Origin of the sequence: Pseudomonas sp. HMSC063H08, assembly GCF_001813645.1 — a bacterium.
Classification (GTDB): domain Bacteria; phylum Pseudomonadota; class Gammaproteobacteria; order Pseudomonadales; family Pseudomonadaceae; genus Pseudomonas; species Pseudomonas aeruginosa.
The window spans coordinates 60,499-78,406 of the sequence record NZ_KV813511.1 but is presented as its reverse complement, the minus strand read 5'-3'; the positions used below and the strand labels follow the sequence as shown (position 1 = coordinate 78,406).

The window sequence follows — 17,908 nt, the reverse complement described above, 5'->3', positions numbered from 1 at the left end:
CCGCCTCTGGCGGCGGGTGATTCAGTGGTGGCTGGCGACCTTGTCCAGCACCTTGTCGACGATGGTCCCGGCCATGCCGAGATGGGTCCGCGGCTCGAACAGCCTGGCCAGGGTTTCCTTCGGCATGACGGCGCCCACCCGCGGATCCGACTCGAGCGCCTGGCGCATCGGAATCCGCTTGCGCTGGCAGGCCTGGGTGATCTCGAAGATGATTTCGTAAGCGCTGCTCTTGCCCAGTTGCTTGGCCATCTCGAAGACGAACGCCTCGGTACAGATCGCATCGCTGTATGCATTCGCCGTCCGCGCCATGGTCTCGTCGTGGACCGTGAGCCCGTCGATGGTGTCGGTCAGCAGCGACAGCGCCATCAGCGCATAGTGGGAAACGTCCGCCACCGCACACCATTCCAGGCGCGTGCCGCGGTAGTCCCGCTCGTGCTCGAGGATCATGGCGTCCAGCGCGAGCAGGACCTGGGCCTTGGCCAGCCGGGCCAGCACCACGACCTGCTCGCAGCCTTCCGGGTTGCGCTTGTGGGGCATGGTGCTGCTACCGATCTGCTGCTGCGTCCAGCCCACCTCCAGCTCGCCGATCTCCCAGCGGTTCAGGGTGCGGATCTCGTCGGCGATCCGCGCCAGGGACGCGGTGACCATGGCCAGGGTGCTGACGAACTCGGTAACCCGGTCGCGGGACACGTGCCAACCCGCCAGCGGCACGTCCAGCGACAGCCGCCGCGCGAAGCTTTCGAGCAGGAGCATGGCCTCGTCGCCGAAGGCGGCCATCGTGCCCACGCCGCCGAACAGTTGCACCACCAGGATCCGCTTGCGCGCCTCGCCCAGGCGTTCGCGGTGACGCAGCAACTCGTCGATCCAGCCGGCCACCTTCAGCCCGAAGGTGGTCGGCAACGCCGGGATCGAGTGGGTCCTGGCGACCATCAGCGCATTGCGGGTCCCGCTCGCCAGCACCGAGAGCCGGTCCAGGAGGATGTCCAGCGCCCGCTCCGTTTCATCCAGCACATCGCGCATTTCCAGGGACTGCGCGGTGTCCTGGATATCCTGCGTGGTCGCGCCGAAATGCACGTACTCGCGCGCGCTGGGGCTGCAGTTTCGTTGCAGCGCACCCAGCAGGGGCATCAGCGAGTGCCCGGTGCTGGCCACGCCGTCGGCGATCTGCTGCAGGTCGACGGCCGAAAGCCTGGCGGCCTTCGCGATCTCCAGCGCGGCCTCGGGCGGGATGACGCCGACATCGGCCTGCGCCAGCGCCAGCGCCGCCTCCACGTCGAGCCAGCGTTGCAGGCGGCAGTGGCTACAGAAGATCCGTCGGCTCACCGGGCCGGCGTAGCCTCCGCCATGGGTTTTAGAGTCAACGATGTGACTGTGTTCGTGCTTGCAGGACGACTCGGCCGGTGCGCCGCCGAAGCTCTGCGGATGCGCAGTGCACGAGGAACGGGCAAGCATTTCCAGCGATTCAGCATCCATCACCTATCCTCCATCACGTACTGGGACTGACCGGTATTTCCTTGGGAAGAGGCGGCGCCTTCGGGCCTGTCGCCCGACGCGCCGGTTCGTGGTTTGCCGGCGACCAGGTCGACCATCTCCGCGGCGAGGCCGACGTAGCCGACGGGGTCGAGCAGTTCTTCGAGCGCCTCGGCGCTGAAACAGCCGCGCAACCTTGGCTGCCCGAGCAGCGCCTCGCGGAACGGAACGCCCTGCCGCTGGGAGGCCTGGGTTATCTCATGGAGCAGTTCGTGGGCGGTCTGCTTGCCGAACTGCCCCGCCAGCGCGAGCATGACCCGCTCCGACAGGATCAGCCCACCCAGCAGGTCGAGGTTGGTGCGCATGCGTTCCTCGCGCACCTCGAGCCCCTCGGCCAGCACCGCCTCCATGCGGGTCAGCAAGGCGCCGGCGTAGACGAACAGCTCCGGCAACGCCGCCCACTCGATGCGCCAGGCGGTGCCGTCGCGCTCGTGCAACTGGAACGCGGCATCGGTGAGCGCCACCATCTGCGCCCGCACCAGCCGCGACAGCGCGCTGACCAGGTCGACCGACGACGGGTTCCGCTTGTGCGGCATGGTGCTGCTGCCCACCTGTCCCGGCCGGCTGCCCTCGCGTATCTCGTCGATTTCGCTGCGCTGCAGGTGGTAGATCTCGTTCGCCACCCGGCCCAGCGTCACCGACACCTGGACCAGCAACCCGGCAACCTCCAGCACCCGGTCCCGGGCGCTGTGCCAACTGGTCGACGGCGCGCCGAGGCCAAGCCTGGCCAGGGTTCGCCGCTGTAGCTCGAAGCCCTGGGCGCCGAACGACGCCAGGGTTCCCACGGCACCGGTCAGGTTGCCGACCAGGACGCGTTCGCGCGCTTCGTCGAAGCGCGCCAGGTGACGGTCGATTTCATCCACCCAGACGGCGACCTTGTAGCCGAAGGTCGTGGGCAGCGCCTGCTGCCCGTGGGTGCGTGCAACCATCGGCGTGTGCTGGTGGCGCAGGGCAAGCGCCAGCAGATGGCCACGGATCGAGTGCAGGAGCCCGAGCGCATGGCCCCAGGCTTCCTTGACCTGCAGCATCAGCCCGGTGTCGAGGATGTCCTGGGTGGTCACGCCATAGTGCACGTACTCCCCCCAGCTACCCTCGCACGACCTCGCCAGGGCGCGGATGGTAGGCACCAGCAGGTGCCCTGTCTCCAGGCTTTCGCGGCCCAGTTGGGTGAGGTCGAAGCGCTCCACCTGGGCGGCGCGGTCGATCTCCCGCGCCGCCTCGTGGGGGATGATGCCCATCTCGGCCTGGGTCGCCGCCAAGGCTCGCTCGACATCCAGCCACCTCCGCACCTGGTTGGTATCGGAAAAGATCGCGGCGAATGCCGGGGACGAGTAGGCGCCCCCGTGTATACGGGATTCCGTAATGTGACTTGGCATTTTCGAGTGCTCGCTTTGTCCCGGTGGAAGTCACTTGACGCTCTGCATCTCTTCCCAGATCGCGTCGTAATAGGCCCTTTCCACACGGAAGTGCTGCGATAGCGAGGTCAGGAACGCATTCTGGAACTGCACGTCCGGAATCCGCCGCGCGATGAGTTGCCATTCGCGCTTGGCCCGCGGCGGTACGAGGCTGATGTGGACCTTGTAGTACTCCGCCTGGTCCTCGCTCAGGCCGGCCTGGAGCAGGGCCCGATAGAGCTTTTCGTGGTTCCCCGGCACGACCAGTTCGGTGATGTAGAACACCGCCAGCCCCCAACCGACCTCGGCATGCCGGAAGGCACGGGCGCGATTGTTCAGGTAGGCGATTTCCTCGGGCATCGTCGAGACGGCCTGGAAGTCCGCCTCCAGGCCGATGGCTTCGAGCAGCTTGGCCAGCAGGCGCGGATGCGAACCCTTTTCGTCTTCCTCGCCCAACTCGCCATAGAGGTAGCGCGCGAGCGCCGCGGCCTCGTCCACATCGGTCAGGTTGACCAACAGGTCGGCCGCATCGCGGTACAGGCGGAAGGTGCGGAACCACTGGTGACGGAGGAACACCTGGAGCTGCGCGCGGGAGGCCGAGCCGGAGAACACGTACTGCGACATCGGGTGCCGCTCGCGGGACTGCGCGGCGATTTCCTGTTCGAGACGCTTCTGGAAATCCTCCTCGGACAGCGCCCTGGAAAGATCGGCGGCGGGCATGAAACGCTCTTCGACGCGATAGATCGCCCGGGCCAGCCAGCGCCGGGTCTGGGCGGTCGCCACGTCGTCGCTCAACGAAAGGACGTAGAGCAACTGCTGGTACGCGGCATAGGCCTGGCGGTCGCCCTTGAGCCCTGCCTCGGCCAGCGCGGCCAGCTTGCTCGCGGCGCTATCGATCTGGCGGGAAGTAGCGTGGACGGCCAGCGCATCGGCAACGATGCGTGCTTCATCGATGGGCAGGTTCTGCAACTGCGGCAGGGAAAAATTGCGGGTATTCATCCTGTACTCCTTGTTCTTGTTCTGGATAGGCATCAGGCCATGGCCAGGGAATTCGCCTGCATCTGCTCCCAGAGCAGGTCGAAGTAGGCCCGGTTGATTTCGAAGTGGCGCGCCAGCGACTGCATGAACTTGCGCTGGAAGTCTTCGCTCGGCGCGAACTTGGCGATCAGCGCCCACATCTCCTCGGTATCGATCTCGTCCTGGGTGCCGTGCAGGCGATGGAACTCGCTGGGTTGCTCGGGCACGCCCAGGCGCTGCAGGAGTTCGTAGATGCGCCGGTGGTTGACGCAGCTCACCGACTCGACCGCGTACAGGAGCGCAAGGCCCCAGGCGACATCGGTGTGCCGCACGCAACGGATACGGTTGTTGAGGTAGGCCTTCTCCAGCGGATGCAGCGCCGGGAAATCGATGCGCGGCGGAATGTCGAAGTAGGTCATCAGGTGGGACAGCAACGCGGGGTGCGAGCGCTCCGGCGTCTCCGCCCCGGCCTCGCCGTAGAGGTTGCGATAGAACACCGAGGCGTCTTCGATGTTTTCGAAGCGGAAGGCCAGCTCCGCCAGGAGACTGTAGAAGTTGTAGGAACGGACCCAATGGTGTTCCAGGAAGAAGCGCACGTCCTCGACCGGCGGCGTGCCCTGGAACAGGTGGACCGACATGGGATGGCGCACCCGGCTGCGCGCCTCGATCTCGGCGTCGACCTTCTTGCGGAACTCCTCCACCGGGACGGCGCTGAAACCGGCCGGCTCGGGAGCGAAACGATCCTCGACCAGGTAGACCTGGCTCGCCATCCAGCGGCGGGTCGGCTCCGTATGCGGATCGCTGCCTACGTGCAGTTCCAGGAGCAACGCCTGGTACTGCGCGTAAGCCGAAGCATCACCGCCCAGGCCTTTGGCCGTGACCGCGAGAATCGCCTCGAGCGCGAGCGTGATCTGGTCCAGGGAGGCACCCGGTTTCAAGGCTTCAGCCAGGAGAACCGATGCATTTCGGGCAGGTTCCGACATTGTCCGCTGGGGGCGGATATTCATATCGGAGGAAGAATTGCAGCATTGCTGTAACGGATTTGAAGTCATTTGGATCACCCTTGTTTTTGTTGTTGTGCGGGGCGACCGTAAAGCTTGCCACGGTGGCAAGGTCAAGCAATGCAGCGGCCTTGTCGGCGGACAACGGAGTTCGCCGAAAGGTGCTCTTCGATAACACTGGATGCGCTGCGAAAAACCCCGAGCTAAAGGCCTGCGAATCCATCGGAGAATAACTTTTAGGGTTTCCTGTCAGCGCCTCTTGCCGTTCACATAACTGTCACCTCGCGGCCGACTGAAATATTGATTTACAAATTCCAAAGAGTTCTTTCCACAATAGCCAAGCGCCATTGATGGCATATGGAACGCGGACTTCAATGAAAATCATTTTCCTATTGCCGCCACTGGGCGAAACGCTACTATCCGACCCTACGCCTGCGTCATGCCCATGCACTCAACGGCCCTCCGGATAACCGGCCTCGCTCAACGCCTCGAGGAATGCGTGCTTGTCCAGAGTGCTCTCGACCCTGGCCTCGCGCCGAGGGGGATCGGTCTCTACGCGCGCCTGGGGATCGACGCCGTGCAGGATACGGGTGACAGTCTTGGCACAACCGCCGCAGGTCATATTCGGAATATGGAAAGAAAACATCGCAACCTCCTGGTTTGTTGACTCCTGCGAACCATGAGTCCTGCCATCGTGACAAGGTCAACTCATAAATCTCTCAGGTAAACCAAACTTTCAAGAATTCATATGAATAGTTCCAGAGGTTATTCCGCAAATTTAAAACAACGAGCAAAGCCAAGTTCGAACATATAGAACAACTCCGCCAGACAACCGAGATACCGCGTCAGCCAGCTCCACTCACCATTGAGGAACCTCTCGACGATATTCTCCGTGCGGCGCGAGCGCAGAGGCACAGGAGTGACTTCATCCAATAAGAAACGGCGGGCAGCCGGAACGTACCTGAAGAACAGTGAGAAAGTAATACTTCCCCACTCTTCTGAACATTGAATTCCCGAGCAGATACTTTCCATCTGCCCTCTTCACTCATCCATCTGAATGAACTACCGAAAAAGAGTTCGGAACCGACTTATCGATAAGGCGGACAGGGACGAGTGATCCGCGCCAGGCAATCCGTACTCCCGGGGTTCGCCAAATAACCGGAGGACGCGCCGCACGGCCCTCGACCCAGGCAGTCGAGCGAAGGCCGGCGGCCGGAAGCCGCCGGCGGCTGATCAGGAGCGACTGTCGCGCTGCCGTGCCACGCCTGGAGAGGTATCGTCGGTAGCCACGCCACAGCGCCGCGCCCCCGCGCAGGCCTCCCAGCCACCCCCCAGCGCCTTGTAGATACCCACGACGGCAAGGCGCTGCTCGGTGCGCGCGATGCTCAATGCGCGCCGGCTGAGGTAGTCCGAGCGTTCCGCCTCGAGCACGTCCAGGTACTCGCCGTCCCCCTGGACGAAGCGCTCCCGGGCCAGGCGCGCCGCCTCGCGATTGGCCGTCGCCTCGAGCAGGCGCAGGCGGAGCCTGTCAGCGGCAGCGCCATAGCCGTTGAAGGCATCATCGGTCTCCTGCAGGGCGCGCAGTACCGTCCGGTCGTAGAGGATCAATGCCTCCTGCGCACGGGCTTCGCTGGCGGCGATCCGCGCCCGCACGCGACCGCGGTCGAGTAACGCCCAGCGAATCACCGGGTTCAGGACGTTGAAGGACGTACCACTCTCGTCCAAAGCATCGAGATTGCCGGCGACCAGGCCGATCGAGCCGCGTACCTCGACCTGCGGATACAGCCCCGCGGTCTCGACGCCGATACGTGCGGTCGCGGCCGCCAGGTTGCGTTCGGCCGCGGCGATGTCGGCGCGACGCGCCAGCAGTCCCGCCGGGTCGCCGACCCCGAGGGTGCGGAGCGTCAGCCTTTCCCCGGAGGCGCGGGCGACCGGCGGGCTGAAGGCCTGCGGGGCTTCCGCGAGGAGAACGGCCAGCGCATTGCGGGTGGCGGCGCGGCGCCGTTCGAGGTCGGGCACGGCCGCCTCGACGTTGTGCAATAACGCTTCGGCGCGCAACCGGTCGAACTCGTGGGCGGAGCCGGCGCTGACCAGGCGCTCGACCATCTCCAGGCTGTCGCGCTGGTTGCCGGCGATGTCATGGACCACCGCAAGTTCGGCCTCGATGCCCTGTAGCTGGAACCAGGTCATGGCAACCGTAGCCGCGACGCTCGCCTGCACGTTGCGCAGCAGGGCCTCGCGCGAACCCGCCTGCGCCTCGGCGGCCTCCACCGAGCGCCGCACCCGGCCGAACAGGTCGATTTCCCAGGAGGCATCCAGCGCGCCGCGATAGGTCTCGATGTCGCGCTGCTGGCCGGCCGGTGTTTCCACCTCGCCGCGCCGCCGGGCCTGGTAATCGAACGCCGGCCCGCCGCGCGGCAGGAACTCCTCGCGGTTCTCGCGCAGCAGCGCCTTCGCTTCGTCCAGGCGCGCGCCGGCAAGGGCGATGTCGAGGTTCGCCGCGAGCGCCCGCTGGATCAGAGACTCCAGGGCCGACTCGTCGAACCCGCGCCACCACTCGATCTCCACGCCACTGCCATCGATACCCGCCGGCATCGCGCCGAAGCTGGCCGGTGCGGACGCGCTCGGCGGCGCATAGTCGGGCCCCACCGCGGCACAGCCGCCCAGCAGGATCAGCGCGCTCAACGAAGACCGCAGGTATGGCTTCATGGACGGCCTCCCTCCAGATGCGCCAGGCTGCCGCCGGCGCGTCGCTCCAGGCGCGCCGCCAGTGCCCGTACCAGTACGTAGAACACTGGCGTGAGGAACAGGCCGAACAGCGTTACCCCGAGCATCCCGGCGAATACCGCGACGCCCATGGCCTGGCGCATTTCCGCTCCGGCGCCGCTGGCCATGACCAACGGCACCACGCCGGCGATGAACGCCAGCGAGGTCATCAGGATCGGCCGCAGGCGCAGGCGGCAAGCCTCGACCACCGCCTCCAGCGCACGGGCGCCCTCGGCCTCCAGCGTGCGGGCGAACTCGACGATCAGGATCGCGTTCTTCGCCGCCAGGCCGACCAGCACCACCAGCCCGATCTGGACGAACACGTTGTTGTCGCCGCCCACCAGCCACACCCCGGCGATCGCGCTGAGCAGGCACATCGGCACGATCAGCAGGACCGCCAGCGGCAACAGCCAGCTGTTGTACTGCGCGGCGAGGATCAGGTAGGCCAGCAGCACGCACAGCGGGAAGATGAACAGCGCGCTGTTACCGGCCAGCTTCTGCTGGTAGGTCAGGTCGGTCCATTCGAAGGTCATGCCCTCGGGCAGCACTTCGCCGGCCAGGCGCTCCATCAACGCCACCGCCTGTCCCGAACTGACGCCGGGAAGCGCGCCGCCGCTGATATCGGCCGACGGATAGCCGTTGTAGTGGATCACCCGGTCGGGACCGGAGCTGGGCGTCACGGTGACGAACGAGGACAGCGGCAACATCGCCCCGGCGGCATTGCGTACCTGCAGGCGCCCGATGGCTTCGGCCTGCATGCGGTGCGGCGCATCAGCCTGGGCAGTGACCTTGTAGGTGCGCCCGAAGCGGTTGAAGTCGTTGATGTACAGCGAGCCGAGGTAGACCTGCAATGCCTCGAACACATCGGCCAGGCGAACGCCCTGGCTCTTCACCTTGGTGCGGTCGACCACCACCTCGAGCTGCGGGGCATTGATATCGAAGCTGGTCATCAAGCCCCCGAGCTGGCCGGACTCAGTGGCCTTCATCATCAGCACCTGGGTCTGCCTGGCCAGGGCTTCCAGCCCGGCGCCGCCGCGATCCTCGACCTGCATCTTGAAGCCGCCGATGGTTCCCAGCCCCGGTACCGGCGGCGGCGGGAAGACCCCGAGGAAGCCGTCGGGAATGCTGGCGAACCTGGCTTGCAGGCGCCCGGCGATGGCCAGCGCGCCGAGATCGGCGGAGGTGCGCGATTCGAACGGGTCGAGCATGAAGAACATGACCGCGGCGTTCGGCACGTTGACGAAACCGTTCACCGACAGGCCCGGGAAGGCCACGACGCTCTCCACCCCCGGCTCCTCGAGGCCGATCCGGGACATCTGCCTGACCACCGCATCGGTACGCTCCAGCGACGCTCCGTTCGGCAACTGGGCGATGCCGACCAGATAGTACTTGTCCTGCATCGGCACGAAGCCCGGTGGCACCGCCTGGAAACCGACCCAGGTCAGGCCAAGCAGGCCCCCATACACCACCAGGGCCAGGCCGCTCACCCGCACCACCTTGCGCACCGCGTTGCCGTAGGCCTCGGGGGCATTTCGCAACGGTCGGCCGAGGGCCTGGAGCAGTCGCTGGAAACGCCCCGCCACCGCATCTCCGGCCGGCCGCGGACGCAACAGCAGGCCCGCCAGGGCCGGGCTGAGGGTCAGCGAGTTGAGCGCCGACAGGATGGTGGAGATGGCGATGGTCAGGGCGAACTGACGATAGAACTCGCCCTGCAGGCCACTGAGAAAGGCCGTGGGGATGAACACCGCCGCCAGCACCGAGGTGATCGCCATGATCGGCCCGGTGACCTCGTCCATCGCACGCCGCGCGGCCTGGAGCGGCGGCTCGCCGTTCTCGATGTGGCGCTCGACGTTTTCCACCACCACGATGGCGTCATCGACGACGATGCCGATCGACAACACCAGGCCGAACAACGACAGGGTATTCAGCGAGAAACCCATCAGGTGCATGACGGCGAAGGTGCCGACCAGCGAGACCGGCACTGCCATCAGCGGAATCAGCGAAGCACGCCAGCTACGCAGGAACAGCACCACCACCACCACGACCAGCAGGATCGCCTCCAGCAGGGTGGTGGCCACGGTCTGCAACGAAGCGCGGACGAACACCGTCGGGTCGTAGGCGATGCGCGCGCTGAGGCCGGCCGGGAAGTTGCCTTCGAGCCTCGCCACGGTGGCACGCACCGCTTCGGCGGTATCCAGCGCGTTGGCTCCGGGGCTCTGGATGATCTGCAAGGCCACCGCCGGCTCGCCGTCCAGCAGGCTGCGCAGCGCATAGGCATCGCCGCCCATCTCGATCCGCGCGACGTCGCGCAGGCGCGTCACCTGGCCGTCGGCGCCGGTGCGGACGATGATGTCGCCGAACTGCTCTTCGTCGCTCAGGCGCCCGAGGGTATTCACCGTGACCTGGAAGGCCGCGGTGGAGTCCGGCGCCTGGCCGACGGCGCCGGCCGCCACCTGGACGTTCTGTTCGCGTACCGCGGCGATCACCTCGCCCGCCGTCAGCCCGCGCGCGGCGATCAGGTCGGGGTCGAGCCACAGGCGCATGCTGTACTCGCCGGCGCCCCACACCACCACATCGCTGATCCCCGGCAGGCGCAGCAGTTCGTCGCGCACCTGGAGGTAGGCGTAGTTCGAGATGTACAGCGGGTCGTAGCGTTGCTCCGGCGACAGCAGGTGCACCACCATGAGGATGTCCGGCGAGGTCTTCTGGGTGACCACGCCCTGCCGCTGCACCTCGTCGGGTAGGCGCGAGAGCACCCGCGAGACCCGGTTCTGCACCTGGATCTGGGCCATGTCGGGATCGATGTGCTGGTCGAAGGTGATGGTCAGGATCATTCGCCCGTCGGTGGCCGACTGCGAGGACATGTACAGCATCCCCTCGACCCCGGTGATCGCCTGCTCCAGCGGCGTCGCCACCGTCTGCGCGATCACGTCGGGGTTGGCGCCGGGATAGGCGGTGGTCACCTGCACGGTCGGCGGCGTCACCGCCGGGTATTCGCTCAGCGGCAACTGGAAGAACGAAACGATGCCTCCGATCATCATCAGCACCGAAAGAACGATGGCGAAGATCGGCCTATCGATGAAGAAGCGTGGGAATGTCATTGTGCGGCCCCCACGGTCTTCGACAGGTCGACGGGCGTGCCATCGATTTCCGCAAGGAGCGGCGTGATCTGCATGTCCGGCCGCACTAGGCCCTTGACGACGATGCGCTCGCCCGGCTGCAGGCCCTGGCGGACGACCCGCAGGCCGTCGACCATCGGCCCGAGTTCCACCGGCCGGTACTGGGTCTTGTTGCCTTCGTCGACGACCAGCACATAGCGCCGGCCCTGGTCGGTGCCGATGGAATGGTCGGCGACCAGCACCTGCTCGCGAGGCTTGCCGGTCTCCAGCCTGACCTTGGCGAACAGCCCCGGCGTCAGTTGCCCGTCCGGGTTGTCGACCACCGCCCGAACCCGGACCGTGCCGGTCCCGCGGTCGGCGGCATTGGCGAGGAAATCGAGGCGACTGCTTCGTCCATAGGACTCGTCGGTGAGCAACGCCACCTTGACCCTGGGGGCCTGCTCGCCTTCCCTGCCGCGGGTCGGCGCCAGGGCCTGCAGGTAGGTGCGCTCGTCGACATCGAAGTACACGTACAGCGGATCGACCGAAACGATGCTGGTCAGCGCGGTGACGCCATTGGTGACGTAGTTGCCCTCGGTGACCTGGATATGCCCGACACGCCCGCCGATCGGTGCCGTCACCCGCGTGAAGCCGAGATCCAGTTGCGCCGCGTCGAGGGCGGCCCTGGCCGCATCGACCTGGGCCTTGCTGGCATTGCGCGAGGCGATGGCGCTGTCGAGCCGCTCCCGGGCGACGACCTTCCGCGCATACAGCAGCTCGGCTCGCTCGTGTTCGGTGCGCGCCAGCAACGCCGCGGCCTCGGCCTCGCGCAGGCGCGCCCTGGCGGCATCCTGCGCCGCCTTGAACACGCGCGGGTCGATGAGGAACAGTTGCTGGCCCTTCTCTACCAGGCGGCCTTCCGGCACCGTAACGTCCTGGATGTAGCCAGCGACGCGCGGCCGCAGTTCTACCTGCTCGACAGCGGTCAGCGAGCCGGTGAACTCGGCGTAGGGTGTCACCGGGCGAACCACCACCTCGGCTACGGGAACGCTTGGCGGGGCGCTCGCCGCTCCCGGCGGCGCCGATTCCCCGCAGCCAGCGATAAGGGCCGCGACACCTAGCGTCGCGGTGATGCGGATGAAGTGTCTGAGATTCATTGTTATGCCTTCCTGGTCTGAGCCTGCGTGGCCTGGCTGGACGAAACCGCTTCCGTGGCCGGTTATCGACCTTGACACCTTGGTAAGGTCAACCCCCCTTTTTCCGTCCTCATGGCGAAGGCGCAGCGAGCTTTCGGCCGGTCACCGGGGGCGGAACGCCTGGCACGCTCGGAGACGCAGCGGGCAGCTCGGGAGGGTGGCGGAGGCAGGCCGACCGGCTATCGACGGCCGGCCCAGGGAAGAGGCGAAAAACCCTGTAGGAAGGGAAGTCCGGCAAAGGGCCGGTCGCCGGGACGGGGACGATCCCGATCTCGCAGCCGGTTGCCGGCCGCATGGTAAAATCCGCCTTTGACCGTGAAGCTCGAGGCACTGAAAATGCGCATTCTCCATACCATGATCCGGGTCGGAAACATCGATCGCTCGATCGATTTCTATACCCGGGTGCTAGGCATGACCCTGCTCAGGAAGAACGACTATCCCGACGGCCAGTTCACCCTGGCCTTCGTCGGCTATGGCAACGAGGCGGATTCCGCCGTGATCGAGCTTACCCACAACTGGGGCGTGGATGCCTACGAGATCGGCACCGGCTACGGCCATATCGCCATCGAGGTCGACGACGCCTACCAGGCCTGCAACGACATCCGCAACAACGGCGGCCAGGTCACCCGCGAAGCCGGGCCGATGAAGCACGGCACCACCGTGATCGCCTTCGTGACCGACCCGGACGGCTACAAGATCGAACTGATCCAGAAGTCTTCCTGAACGGCCCCGGCTATCGCTTTCAGCAATCCGTAACGAAGAACCCCGGCTCATGGCCGGGGTTCTTCGTTCCATCGCAGGCGGCGCGCGTCGGTCAGGACAGCGTGCGGCCCTTGTTCGCGGCGATGCGCATGCGCAGCGCGTTGAGCTTGATGAAGCCCGCGGCATCGGCCTGGTTGTAGGCGCCGCCGTCTTCCTCGAAGGTCGCGATGTTGGCGTCGAACAGCGAGTCGTCGGACTTGCGGCCCACCACCACGACGTTGCCCTTGTACAGCTTCAGGCGCACTACGCCGTTCACGTTGACCTGCGAGGCGTCGATCATCTGCTGCAGCATCAGGCGCTCCGGGCTCCACCAGTAGCCGGTGTAGATCAGGCTGGCGTACTTGGGCATCAGCTCGTCTTTCAGGTGGGCCACTTCGCGGTCCAGGGTGATCGACTCGATGGCGCGGTGGGCCTTGAGCATGATGGTGCCGCCGGGGGTCTCGTAGCAGCCACGGGACTTCATGCCGACATAGCGGTTCTCGACGATGTCGAGGCGGCCGATACCGTTGATCCCGCCGACGCGGTTCAGCTCGGTGAGCACCTCGGCCGGGGTCATGTCCTTGCCGTCGATGGCGACGATGTCGCCCTTGCGGTAGGTCAGCTCGATGTAGGTCGGGGTGTCCGGCGCGTTTTCCGGGGAAGCGGTCCACTTCCACATGTCTTCTTCGTGCTCGGTCCAGGTATCTTCCAGCACGCCGCCTTCGTAGGAGATATGCAGGAGGTTGGCGTCCATCGAGTACGGCGACTTCTTCTTGCCGTGGCGCTCGATCGGGATGCCGTGCTTCTCGGCATAGTCCATCAGCTTCTCGCGGGACAGCAGGTCCCACTCGCGCCAGGGCGCGATCACCTTGACGCCGGGCTTCAGCGCGTAGGCGCCCAGCTCGAAGCGGACCTGGTCGTTGCCCTTGCCGGTGGCGCCGTGGGAGATGGCGTCGGCGCCGGTCTCGTTGGCGATCTCGATCAGGCGCTTGGCGATCAGCGGACGAGCGATGGAAGTGCCCAGCAGGTACTCGCCTTCGTAGACGGTGTTGGCGCGGAACATCGGGTAGACGAAGTCGCGGACGAATTCTTCGCGCAGGTCGTCGATGTAGATTTCCTTGACGCCCATCGCGCGGGCCTTGGCGCGAGCCGGTTCGACTTCCTCGCCCTGGCCGAGGTCGGCGGTGAAGGTCACCACTTCGCAGTTATAGGTATCTTGCAACCACTTCAGAATTACCGAGGTATCCAGGCCGCCGGAATACGCCAGGACTACCTTCTTCACATCCGCCATGCCATCACTCCACGGGGGTCGTCACGAAAAGCGACAATTCTACGCAGGGCATTCGGGAAATTACAGAGGGGCGACAGCTTTAGACGCAAAAGCGACAGATTCTATCGTTTGCGCGACTCAAACCGTGGGTTTTCCCTGAAGCGAGGCGGCCGGAGGCTTCGGTGCGGCAGGTTCTGCCGCGGGCGGCGCCGGCTTGTCCTCGGCCTTCGGCGCTTCCGTCGCCGGCTCGACCACCGCCTCGCGCGACAGGTGCACGGTGACCCGGCGGTTGCGCGCACGGTTGGCGGCGCTGTTGTTGGCCACCAGCGGGTAGCGCTCGCCATAGAAGCGCACGTTGATCTGGCTTTCCGGCACCCCGTTGCTCTTCAGGTACTCCTGCACCGCCAGCGCGCGGCGGCGCGACAGGTCGCGGTTGGTCAGGCGGTTGCCGCTGTTGTCGGAGTGCCCGTCGAGTTCGATCCGGTTGATGCTCGGATCGGCCTTGAGCAGTTGCAGGATGATGTCCAGCTTGGCTCGCGCCACGTCGTTCAGCGCCGTGCCGCCGTCGGGGAAGCCGACCTGGGCCAGCTTGACCTGGTCGAAGTTCACCGGCAGCAGCTTGGCGATGCAGGCCTGGTACTGGCTGTAGACGCTGGCGAAGCGCGCCGGCAGCAGGCGCACCTCCAGGCGATCGCCCTGCCAGGTGCGATGGCGGACCAGCGGGCTGCGCCCCTCGAGCAGGCCGGTGAGCAACCGACCGGCCTGTTGCTGGTTGCTGTTGAACGGCACCTCGCCGCTACCGATGCTGACCTGGCCAAGGTTGATGTCGCCCTGTCCCGGTCGCCAGGGCGGCGCGGCAGCCAGCAGGGTCGCCGACCCGCGCCCCAGCCACTGGGCCTCGGGCTTCAGGCGGAAGGTCGCCTGCTCGCCGGCACGCCGGACGAACTCGCCGACCCCGAAATTCGCCACCGGCTGCGACAGGCGGCATTCGAACTGGTCGCCTTCGACCTTCCACTCGACGCTCTCCAGCCGCGTCTGGAAGGTCACCGCCAGTGCCGGCAGGCTGCTGAGCAGGAAAGGCAATAGAAGAAGGCGCGGCTGCACGACGGCGGGCTCCGGGAAAGCGTCCAAATACGAAGGATGTATCGGACGGCCCGGACAAAACTTGATAGCGAGTGCCCCGCCCCCCCTTTTCCGGTAGCATTTCCCCCCACGAAATCCCGTCCTGGAAGCCCCATGTCCGACCGTCTCACCCTCCTGCGCCCCGACGACTGGCACATTCACCTGCGTGACGGTGCCGCGCTGGCCAATACCGTCGGCGACGCCGCCCGCACCTTCGGCCGCGCCATCGTCATGCCGAACCTGGTGCCGCCGGTGCGCAACGCCGCCGAAGCCGACGCCTACCGGCAGCGCATCCTCGCCGCCCGCCCCGCCGCCAGCCGCTTCGAGCCGCTGATGGTGCTGTACCTCACCGACCGCACCAGCGCCGAGGAAATCCGTACCGCCAAGGCCAGCGGCTTCGTGCATGCCGCCAAGCTCTATCCGGCAGGCGCCACCACCAACTCGGACTCTGGCGTGACCCGCATCGACAATATCTTCGAAGCGCTCGAGGCGATGGCCGAGGTCGGCATGCCGCTGCTGGTGCATGGCGAGGTGACCCGCGCCGAGGTCGACGTATTCGATCGTGAGAAGCAGTTCATCGACGAGCACCTGCGCCGGGTGGTCGAGCGCTTCCCGACCCTGAAAGTGGTCTTCGAGCACATCACCACCGGCGACGCCGCCCAGTTCGTCCGGGAAGCCCCGGCCAACGTCGGCGCGACCATTACCGCCCATCACCTGCTGTACAACCGCAACCACATGCTGGTCGGCGGTATCCGCCCGCATTTCTATTGCCTGCCGATCCTCAAGCGCAACACCCACCAGGAAGCCCTGCTGGACGCCGCGGTGAGCGGCAACCCGAAATTCTTCCTCGGCACCGACTCGGCGCCGCACGCCCGCCACGCCAAGGAAGCCGCCTGCGGTTGCGCCGGCTGCTACAGCGCCTACGCCGCCATCGAGCTGTATGCCGAGGCCTTCGAACAGCGCAATGCGCTGGACAAGCTGGAAGGCTTCGCCAGCCTGCATGGCCCGGATTTCTATGGCTTGCCGCGCAACACCGACCGGATCACCCTGGTCCGCGAGGAGTGGCAGGCGCCCGCCAGCCTCCCCTTCGGCGACTTCGACGTGGTACCGCTGCGCGCCGGCGAGACACTCCGCTGGAAACTGCTGGAGGCCGGGGCATGAGCGAAGACAACTTCGACGACGAATTCGACGGCAGCCTCCCCAGCGGCCCGCGCCATCCGATGGCGCGCCGCTTCCGCGGCTACCTGCCGGTAGTGGTGGACGTCGAGACCGGCGGCTTCAACTCGGCCACCGACGCGCTGCTGGAAATCGCCGCGACCACCGTCGGCATGGACGAGAAAGGCTTCCTGTTCCCGGAACACACCTACTTCTTCCGCATCGAGCCCTTCGAAGGCGCCAACATCGAGCCGGCCGCGCTGGAATTCACCGGCATCAAGCTCGACCACCCGCTACGCATGGCGGTGCAGGAGGAAGCGGCACTCACCGAGATCTTCCGCGGCATCCGCAAGGCGCTGAAGGCCAATGGCTGCAAGCGGGCGATCCTGGTCGGCCACAACAGCAGCTTCGACCTCGGTTTCCTCAATGCCTCCGTGGCGCGTACCGGGATCAAGCGCAATCCGTTCCATCCCTTCTCCAGCTTCGACACCGCCACCCTGGCTGGCCTCGCCTACGGCCAGACGGTCCTGGCCAAGGCCTGCCAGGCCGCCGGCATGGAGTTCGACAACCGCGAGGCGCACTCGGCACGCTACGACACCGAGAAGACCGCCGAGCTGTTCTGCGGCATCGTCAACCGCTGGAAGGAAATGGGCGGCTGGATGGATGACGACGACTGAGCCTCGGCCCACTTAGGCGGATAACGCCAGGACGTTATCCGTCCTACGCGACCGGTCAGGCAATCTCCCCCTCTTCGGAGCGAGGCGCGTGACCTGGGATGGGGCTGCCGGCCCTCGCGAGCCCATGAAAAAGCCCCGCCGAAGCGGGGCTTTTTCCAACGCGCGAAGCAGGCTCTTCTTACAGCTTGCTGGCGTTCTCGGCCAGGTACTTGGCCACGCCTTCGGGCGATGCGGTCATGCCCTTGTCGCCCTTCTTCCAGTTGGCCGGGCAGACTTCGCCGTGCTCCTCATGGAACTGCAGGGCATCGACCAGACGCAGCAGCTCGTCCATGTTGCGGCCCAGCGGCAGGTCGTTGACGATCTGCGAGCGCACAACGCCTTCCTTGTCGATCAGGAACGCGCCACGGAAGGCCACGCCACCGTCGGACTCGACGTCATAGGCCTTGGCGATCTCGTGCTTGGTGTCGGCCGCCAGGGTGTACTTGACGGCGCCGATGCCGCCCTTGTCCACCGGGGTGTTGCGCCAGGCGTTGTGGGTGAAGTGGGAGTCGATGGAAACGCCGATCACCTCGACGTTGCGCGCCTGGAATTCCGGGATGCGGTGGTCCAGGGCGATCAGCTCGGACGGGCAGACGAAGGTGAAGTCCAGCGGATAGAAGAACACCAGGCCGTACTTGCCCTTGATGGCCTCGGACAGGGTGAAGCTCTCGACGATCTCGCCATTGCCCAGTACCGCGGCAACGTTGAAGTCAGGCGCTTTCTTACCTACGAGTACGCTCATTCCATGTCTCCTTTAAGCGGAAGGTTGAAGGACGGCACCGCAGCCTGCCGGCTCCTCGTGAAGCCTCGATGGCAGGGGCGCCGTTCCCCGGGAAACGGCCATCATACACCCCGCCCCAGCCGGCGCTAAGTCTTTGTCCGACAAAGCCATTTGTCGGGGG

16 protein-coding genes are annotated in these 17,908 nt (G+C 66.0%); 3 read left to right on the top strand and 13 right to left on the bottom strand.

Annotation, left to right across the window (positions count from 1 at the left end; genetic code table 11):
• Positions 1 to 21 precede the first annotated feature (21 nt).
• The 10 genes from HMPREF2924_RS21645 to mexP form a co-directional block, all read right to left on the bottom strand.
• The gene (locus HMPREF2924_RS21645; protein WP_003092055.1) at positions 22 to 1,473 is read right to left on the bottom strand and encodes a class-II fumarase/aspartase family protein; all 1,452 of its coding nucleotides are present in this window, start codon (positions 1,471 to 1,473) and stop codon (positions 22 to 24) included.
• The gene (purB, locus tag HMPREF2924_RS21640; RefSeq protein ID WP_003130102.1) at positions 1,473 to 2,906 is read right to left on the bottom strand and encodes an adenylosuccinate lyase; all 1,434 of its coding nucleotides are present in this window, start codon (positions 2,904 to 2,906) and stop codon (positions 1,473 to 1,475) included. Before purB ends, HMPREF2924_RS21645 begins: the two co-directional genes overlap by 1 nt.
• Positions 2,907 to 2,936: 30 nt before the next feature.
• A complete protein-coding gene (locus tag HMPREF2924_RS21635; RefSeq protein ID WP_003110004.1) occupies positions 2,937 to 3,923 on the bottom strand; it encodes an HOASN domain-containing protein in 987 nt (328 codons plus the stop codon).
• Between the two features lie 32 nt (positions 3,924 to 3,955).
• A complete protein-coding gene (locus HMPREF2924_RS21630) occupies positions 3,956 to 4,948 on the bottom strand; it encodes an HOASN domain-containing protein (RefSeq protein WP_225525365.1) in 993 nt (330 codons plus the stop codon).
• Positions 4,884 to 5,087 carry a hypothetical protein gene (locus HMPREF2924_RS36545; RefSeq protein ID WP_172036657.1) on the bottom strand — a complete coding sequence of 68 codons (204 nt, stop codon included), beginning with the start codon at positions 5,085 to 5,087 and terminating at the stop codon, positions 4,884 to 4,886. The genes HMPREF2924_RS21630 and HMPREF2924_RS36545 overlap by 65 nt, the downstream gene beginning before the upstream one ends.
• Before the next feature lie 306 nt (positions 5,088 to 5,393).
• Complete coding sequence (locus tag HMPREF2924_RS21625; protein WP_003092060.1) at positions 5,394 to 5,588, bottom strand: heavy-metal-associated domain-containing protein; 195 nt, start codon at positions 5,586 to 5,588, stop codon at positions 5,394 to 5,396.
• A gap of 119 nt (positions 5,589 to 5,707) precedes the next feature.
• Positions 5,708 to 5,974, bottom strand: a complete 267-nt coding sequence (locus HMPREF2924_RS35590) for a hypothetical protein (RefSeq protein ID WP_031634101.1) — start codon at positions 5,972 to 5,974, stop codon at positions 5,708 to 5,710.
• Between the two features lie 201 nt (positions 5,975 to 6,175).
• The gene (opmE, locus tag HMPREF2924_RS21620; protein WP_003130098.1) at positions 6,176 to 7,651 is read right to left on the bottom strand and encodes a multidrug efflux transporter outer membrane subunit OpmE; all 1,476 of its coding nucleotides are present in this window, start codon (positions 7,649 to 7,651) and stop codon (positions 6,176 to 6,178) included.
• Entirely contained in the window at positions 7,648 to 10,809 is a 3,162-nt protein-coding gene (gene mexQ, locus HMPREF2924_RS21615) for a multidrug efflux RND transporter permease subunit MexQ (protein ID WP_003130096.1), read from the bottom strand. Before mexQ ends, opmE begins: the two co-directional genes overlap by 4 nt.
• Positions 10,806 to 11,963, bottom strand: coding sequence for a multidrug efflux RND transporter periplasmic adaptor subunit MexP (gene mexP / locus HMPREF2924_RS21610; RefSeq protein WP_003117521.1), 1,158 nt, complete (start codon positions 11,961 to 11,963; stop codon positions 10,806 to 10,808). The genes mexQ and mexP overlap by 4 nt, the downstream gene beginning before the upstream one ends.
• Before the next feature lie 375 nt (positions 11,964 to 12,338).
• Here mexP and gloA point away from each other — a divergent pair, with 375 nt between their 5' ends.
• Positions 12,339 to 12,725 carry a lactoylglutathione lyase gene (gene gloA, locus HMPREF2924_RS21605; protein WP_003104271.1) on the top strand — a complete coding sequence of 129 codons (387 nt, stop codon included), beginning with the start codon at positions 12,339 to 12,341 and terminating at the stop codon, positions 12,723 to 12,725.
• A gap of 91 nt (positions 12,726 to 12,816) precedes the next feature.
• On the opposite strand, the gene HMPREF2924_RS21600 is transcribed toward gloA, so the two are convergent.
• Positions 12,817 to 14,034, bottom strand: coding sequence for an argininosuccinate synthase (locus HMPREF2924_RS21600; RefSeq protein ID WP_003092065.1), 1,218 nt, complete (start codon positions 14,032 to 14,034; stop codon positions 12,817 to 12,819).
• A 117-nt stretch (positions 14,035 to 14,151) separates the two neighbouring features.
• A complete protein-coding gene (motY, locus tag HMPREF2924_RS21595) occupies positions 14,152 to 15,117 on the bottom strand; it encodes a flagellar protein MotY (RefSeq protein WP_003092066.1) in 966 nt (321 codons plus the stop codon).
• 132 nt (positions 15,118 to 15,249) lie between these two features.
• Between motY and pyrC the strand changes: the two genes are divergently transcribed.
• Complete coding sequence (pyrC, locus tag HMPREF2924_RS21590; RefSeq protein ID WP_003092068.1) at positions 15,250 to 16,296, top strand: dihydroorotase; 1,047 nt, start codon at positions 15,250 to 15,252, stop codon at positions 16,294 to 16,296.
• On the top strand, positions 16,293 to 16,967 hold the full coding sequence (gene rnt / locus HMPREF2924_RS21585) for a ribonuclease T (protein ID WP_003130083.1): 675 nt from the start codon (positions 16,293 to 16,295) through the stop codon (positions 16,965 to 16,967). Before pyrC ends, rnt begins: the two co-directional genes overlap by 4 nt.
• Before the next feature lie 178 nt (positions 16,968 to 17,145).
• Here rnt and HMPREF2924_RS21580 read toward each other — a convergent pair whose 3' ends face one another.
• Positions 17,146 to 17,748, bottom strand: coding sequence for a peroxiredoxin (locus tag HMPREF2924_RS21580; RefSeq protein WP_003092073.1), 603 nt, complete (start codon positions 17,746 to 17,748; stop codon positions 17,146 to 17,148).
• Positions 17,749 to 17,908: the final 160 nt, after the last annotated feature.

Excerpts from the sequence above, each read along its gene's own strand:
- opmE (WP_003130098.1), bottom strand. The coding sequence starts at position 7,651 with ATGAAGCCATACCTGCGGTCTTCGTTGAGCGCGCTGATCCTGCTGGGC.
- mexP (WP_003117521.1), bottom strand. The coding sequence starts at position 11,963 with ATGAATCTCAGACACTTCATCCGCATCACCGCGACGCTAGGTGTCGCG.
- HMPREF2924_RS21630 (WP_225525365.1), bottom strand. The coding sequence starts at position 4,948 with ATGAATATCCGCCCCCAGCGGACAATGTCGGAACCTGCCCGAAATGCA.
- pyrC (WP_003092068.1), top strand. The coding sequence starts at position 15,250 with ATGTCCGACCGTCTCACCCTCCTGCGCCCCGACGACTGGCACATTCAC.
- mexQ (WP_003130096.1), bottom strand. The coding sequence starts at position 10,809 with ATGACATTCCCACGCTTCTTCATCGATAGGCCGATCTTCGCCATCGTT.
- HMPREF2924_RS21625 (WP_003092060.1), bottom strand. The coding sequence starts at position 5,588 with ATGTTTTCTTTCCATATTCCGAATATGACCTGCGGCGGTTGTGCCAAG.
- HMPREF2924_RS35590 (WP_031634101.1), bottom strand. The coding sequence starts at position 5,974 with ATGGAAAGTATCTGCTCGGGAATTCAATGTTCAGAAGAGTGGGGAAGT.
- HMPREF2924_RS21645 (WP_003092055.1), bottom strand. The coding sequence starts at position 1,473 with ATGGATGCTGAATCGCTGGAAATGCTTGCCCGTTCCTCGTGCACTGCG.
- gloA (WP_003104271.1), top strand. The coding sequence starts at position 12,339 with ATGCGCATTCTCCATACCATGATCCGGGTCGGAAACATCGATCGCTCG.
- rnt (WP_003130083.1), top strand. The coding sequence starts at position 16,293 with ATGAGCGAAGACAACTTCGACGACGAATTCGACGGCAGCCTCCCCAGC.
- purB (WP_003130102.1), bottom strand. The coding sequence starts at position 2,906 with ATGCCAAGTCACATTACGGAATCCCGTATACACGGGGGCGCCTACTCG.
- HMPREF2924_RS21600 (WP_003092065.1), bottom strand. The coding sequence starts at position 14,034 with ATGGCGGATGTGAAGAAGGTAGTCCTGGCGTATTCCGGCGGCCTGGAT.
- HMPREF2924_RS21635 (WP_003110004.1), bottom strand. The coding sequence starts at position 3,923 with ATGAATACCCGCAATTTTTCCCTGCCGCAGTTGCAGAACCTGCCCATC.
- HMPREF2924_RS21580 (WP_003092073.1), bottom strand. The coding sequence starts at position 17,748 with ATGAGCGTACTCGTAGGTAAGAAAGCGCCTGACTTCAACGTTGCCGCG.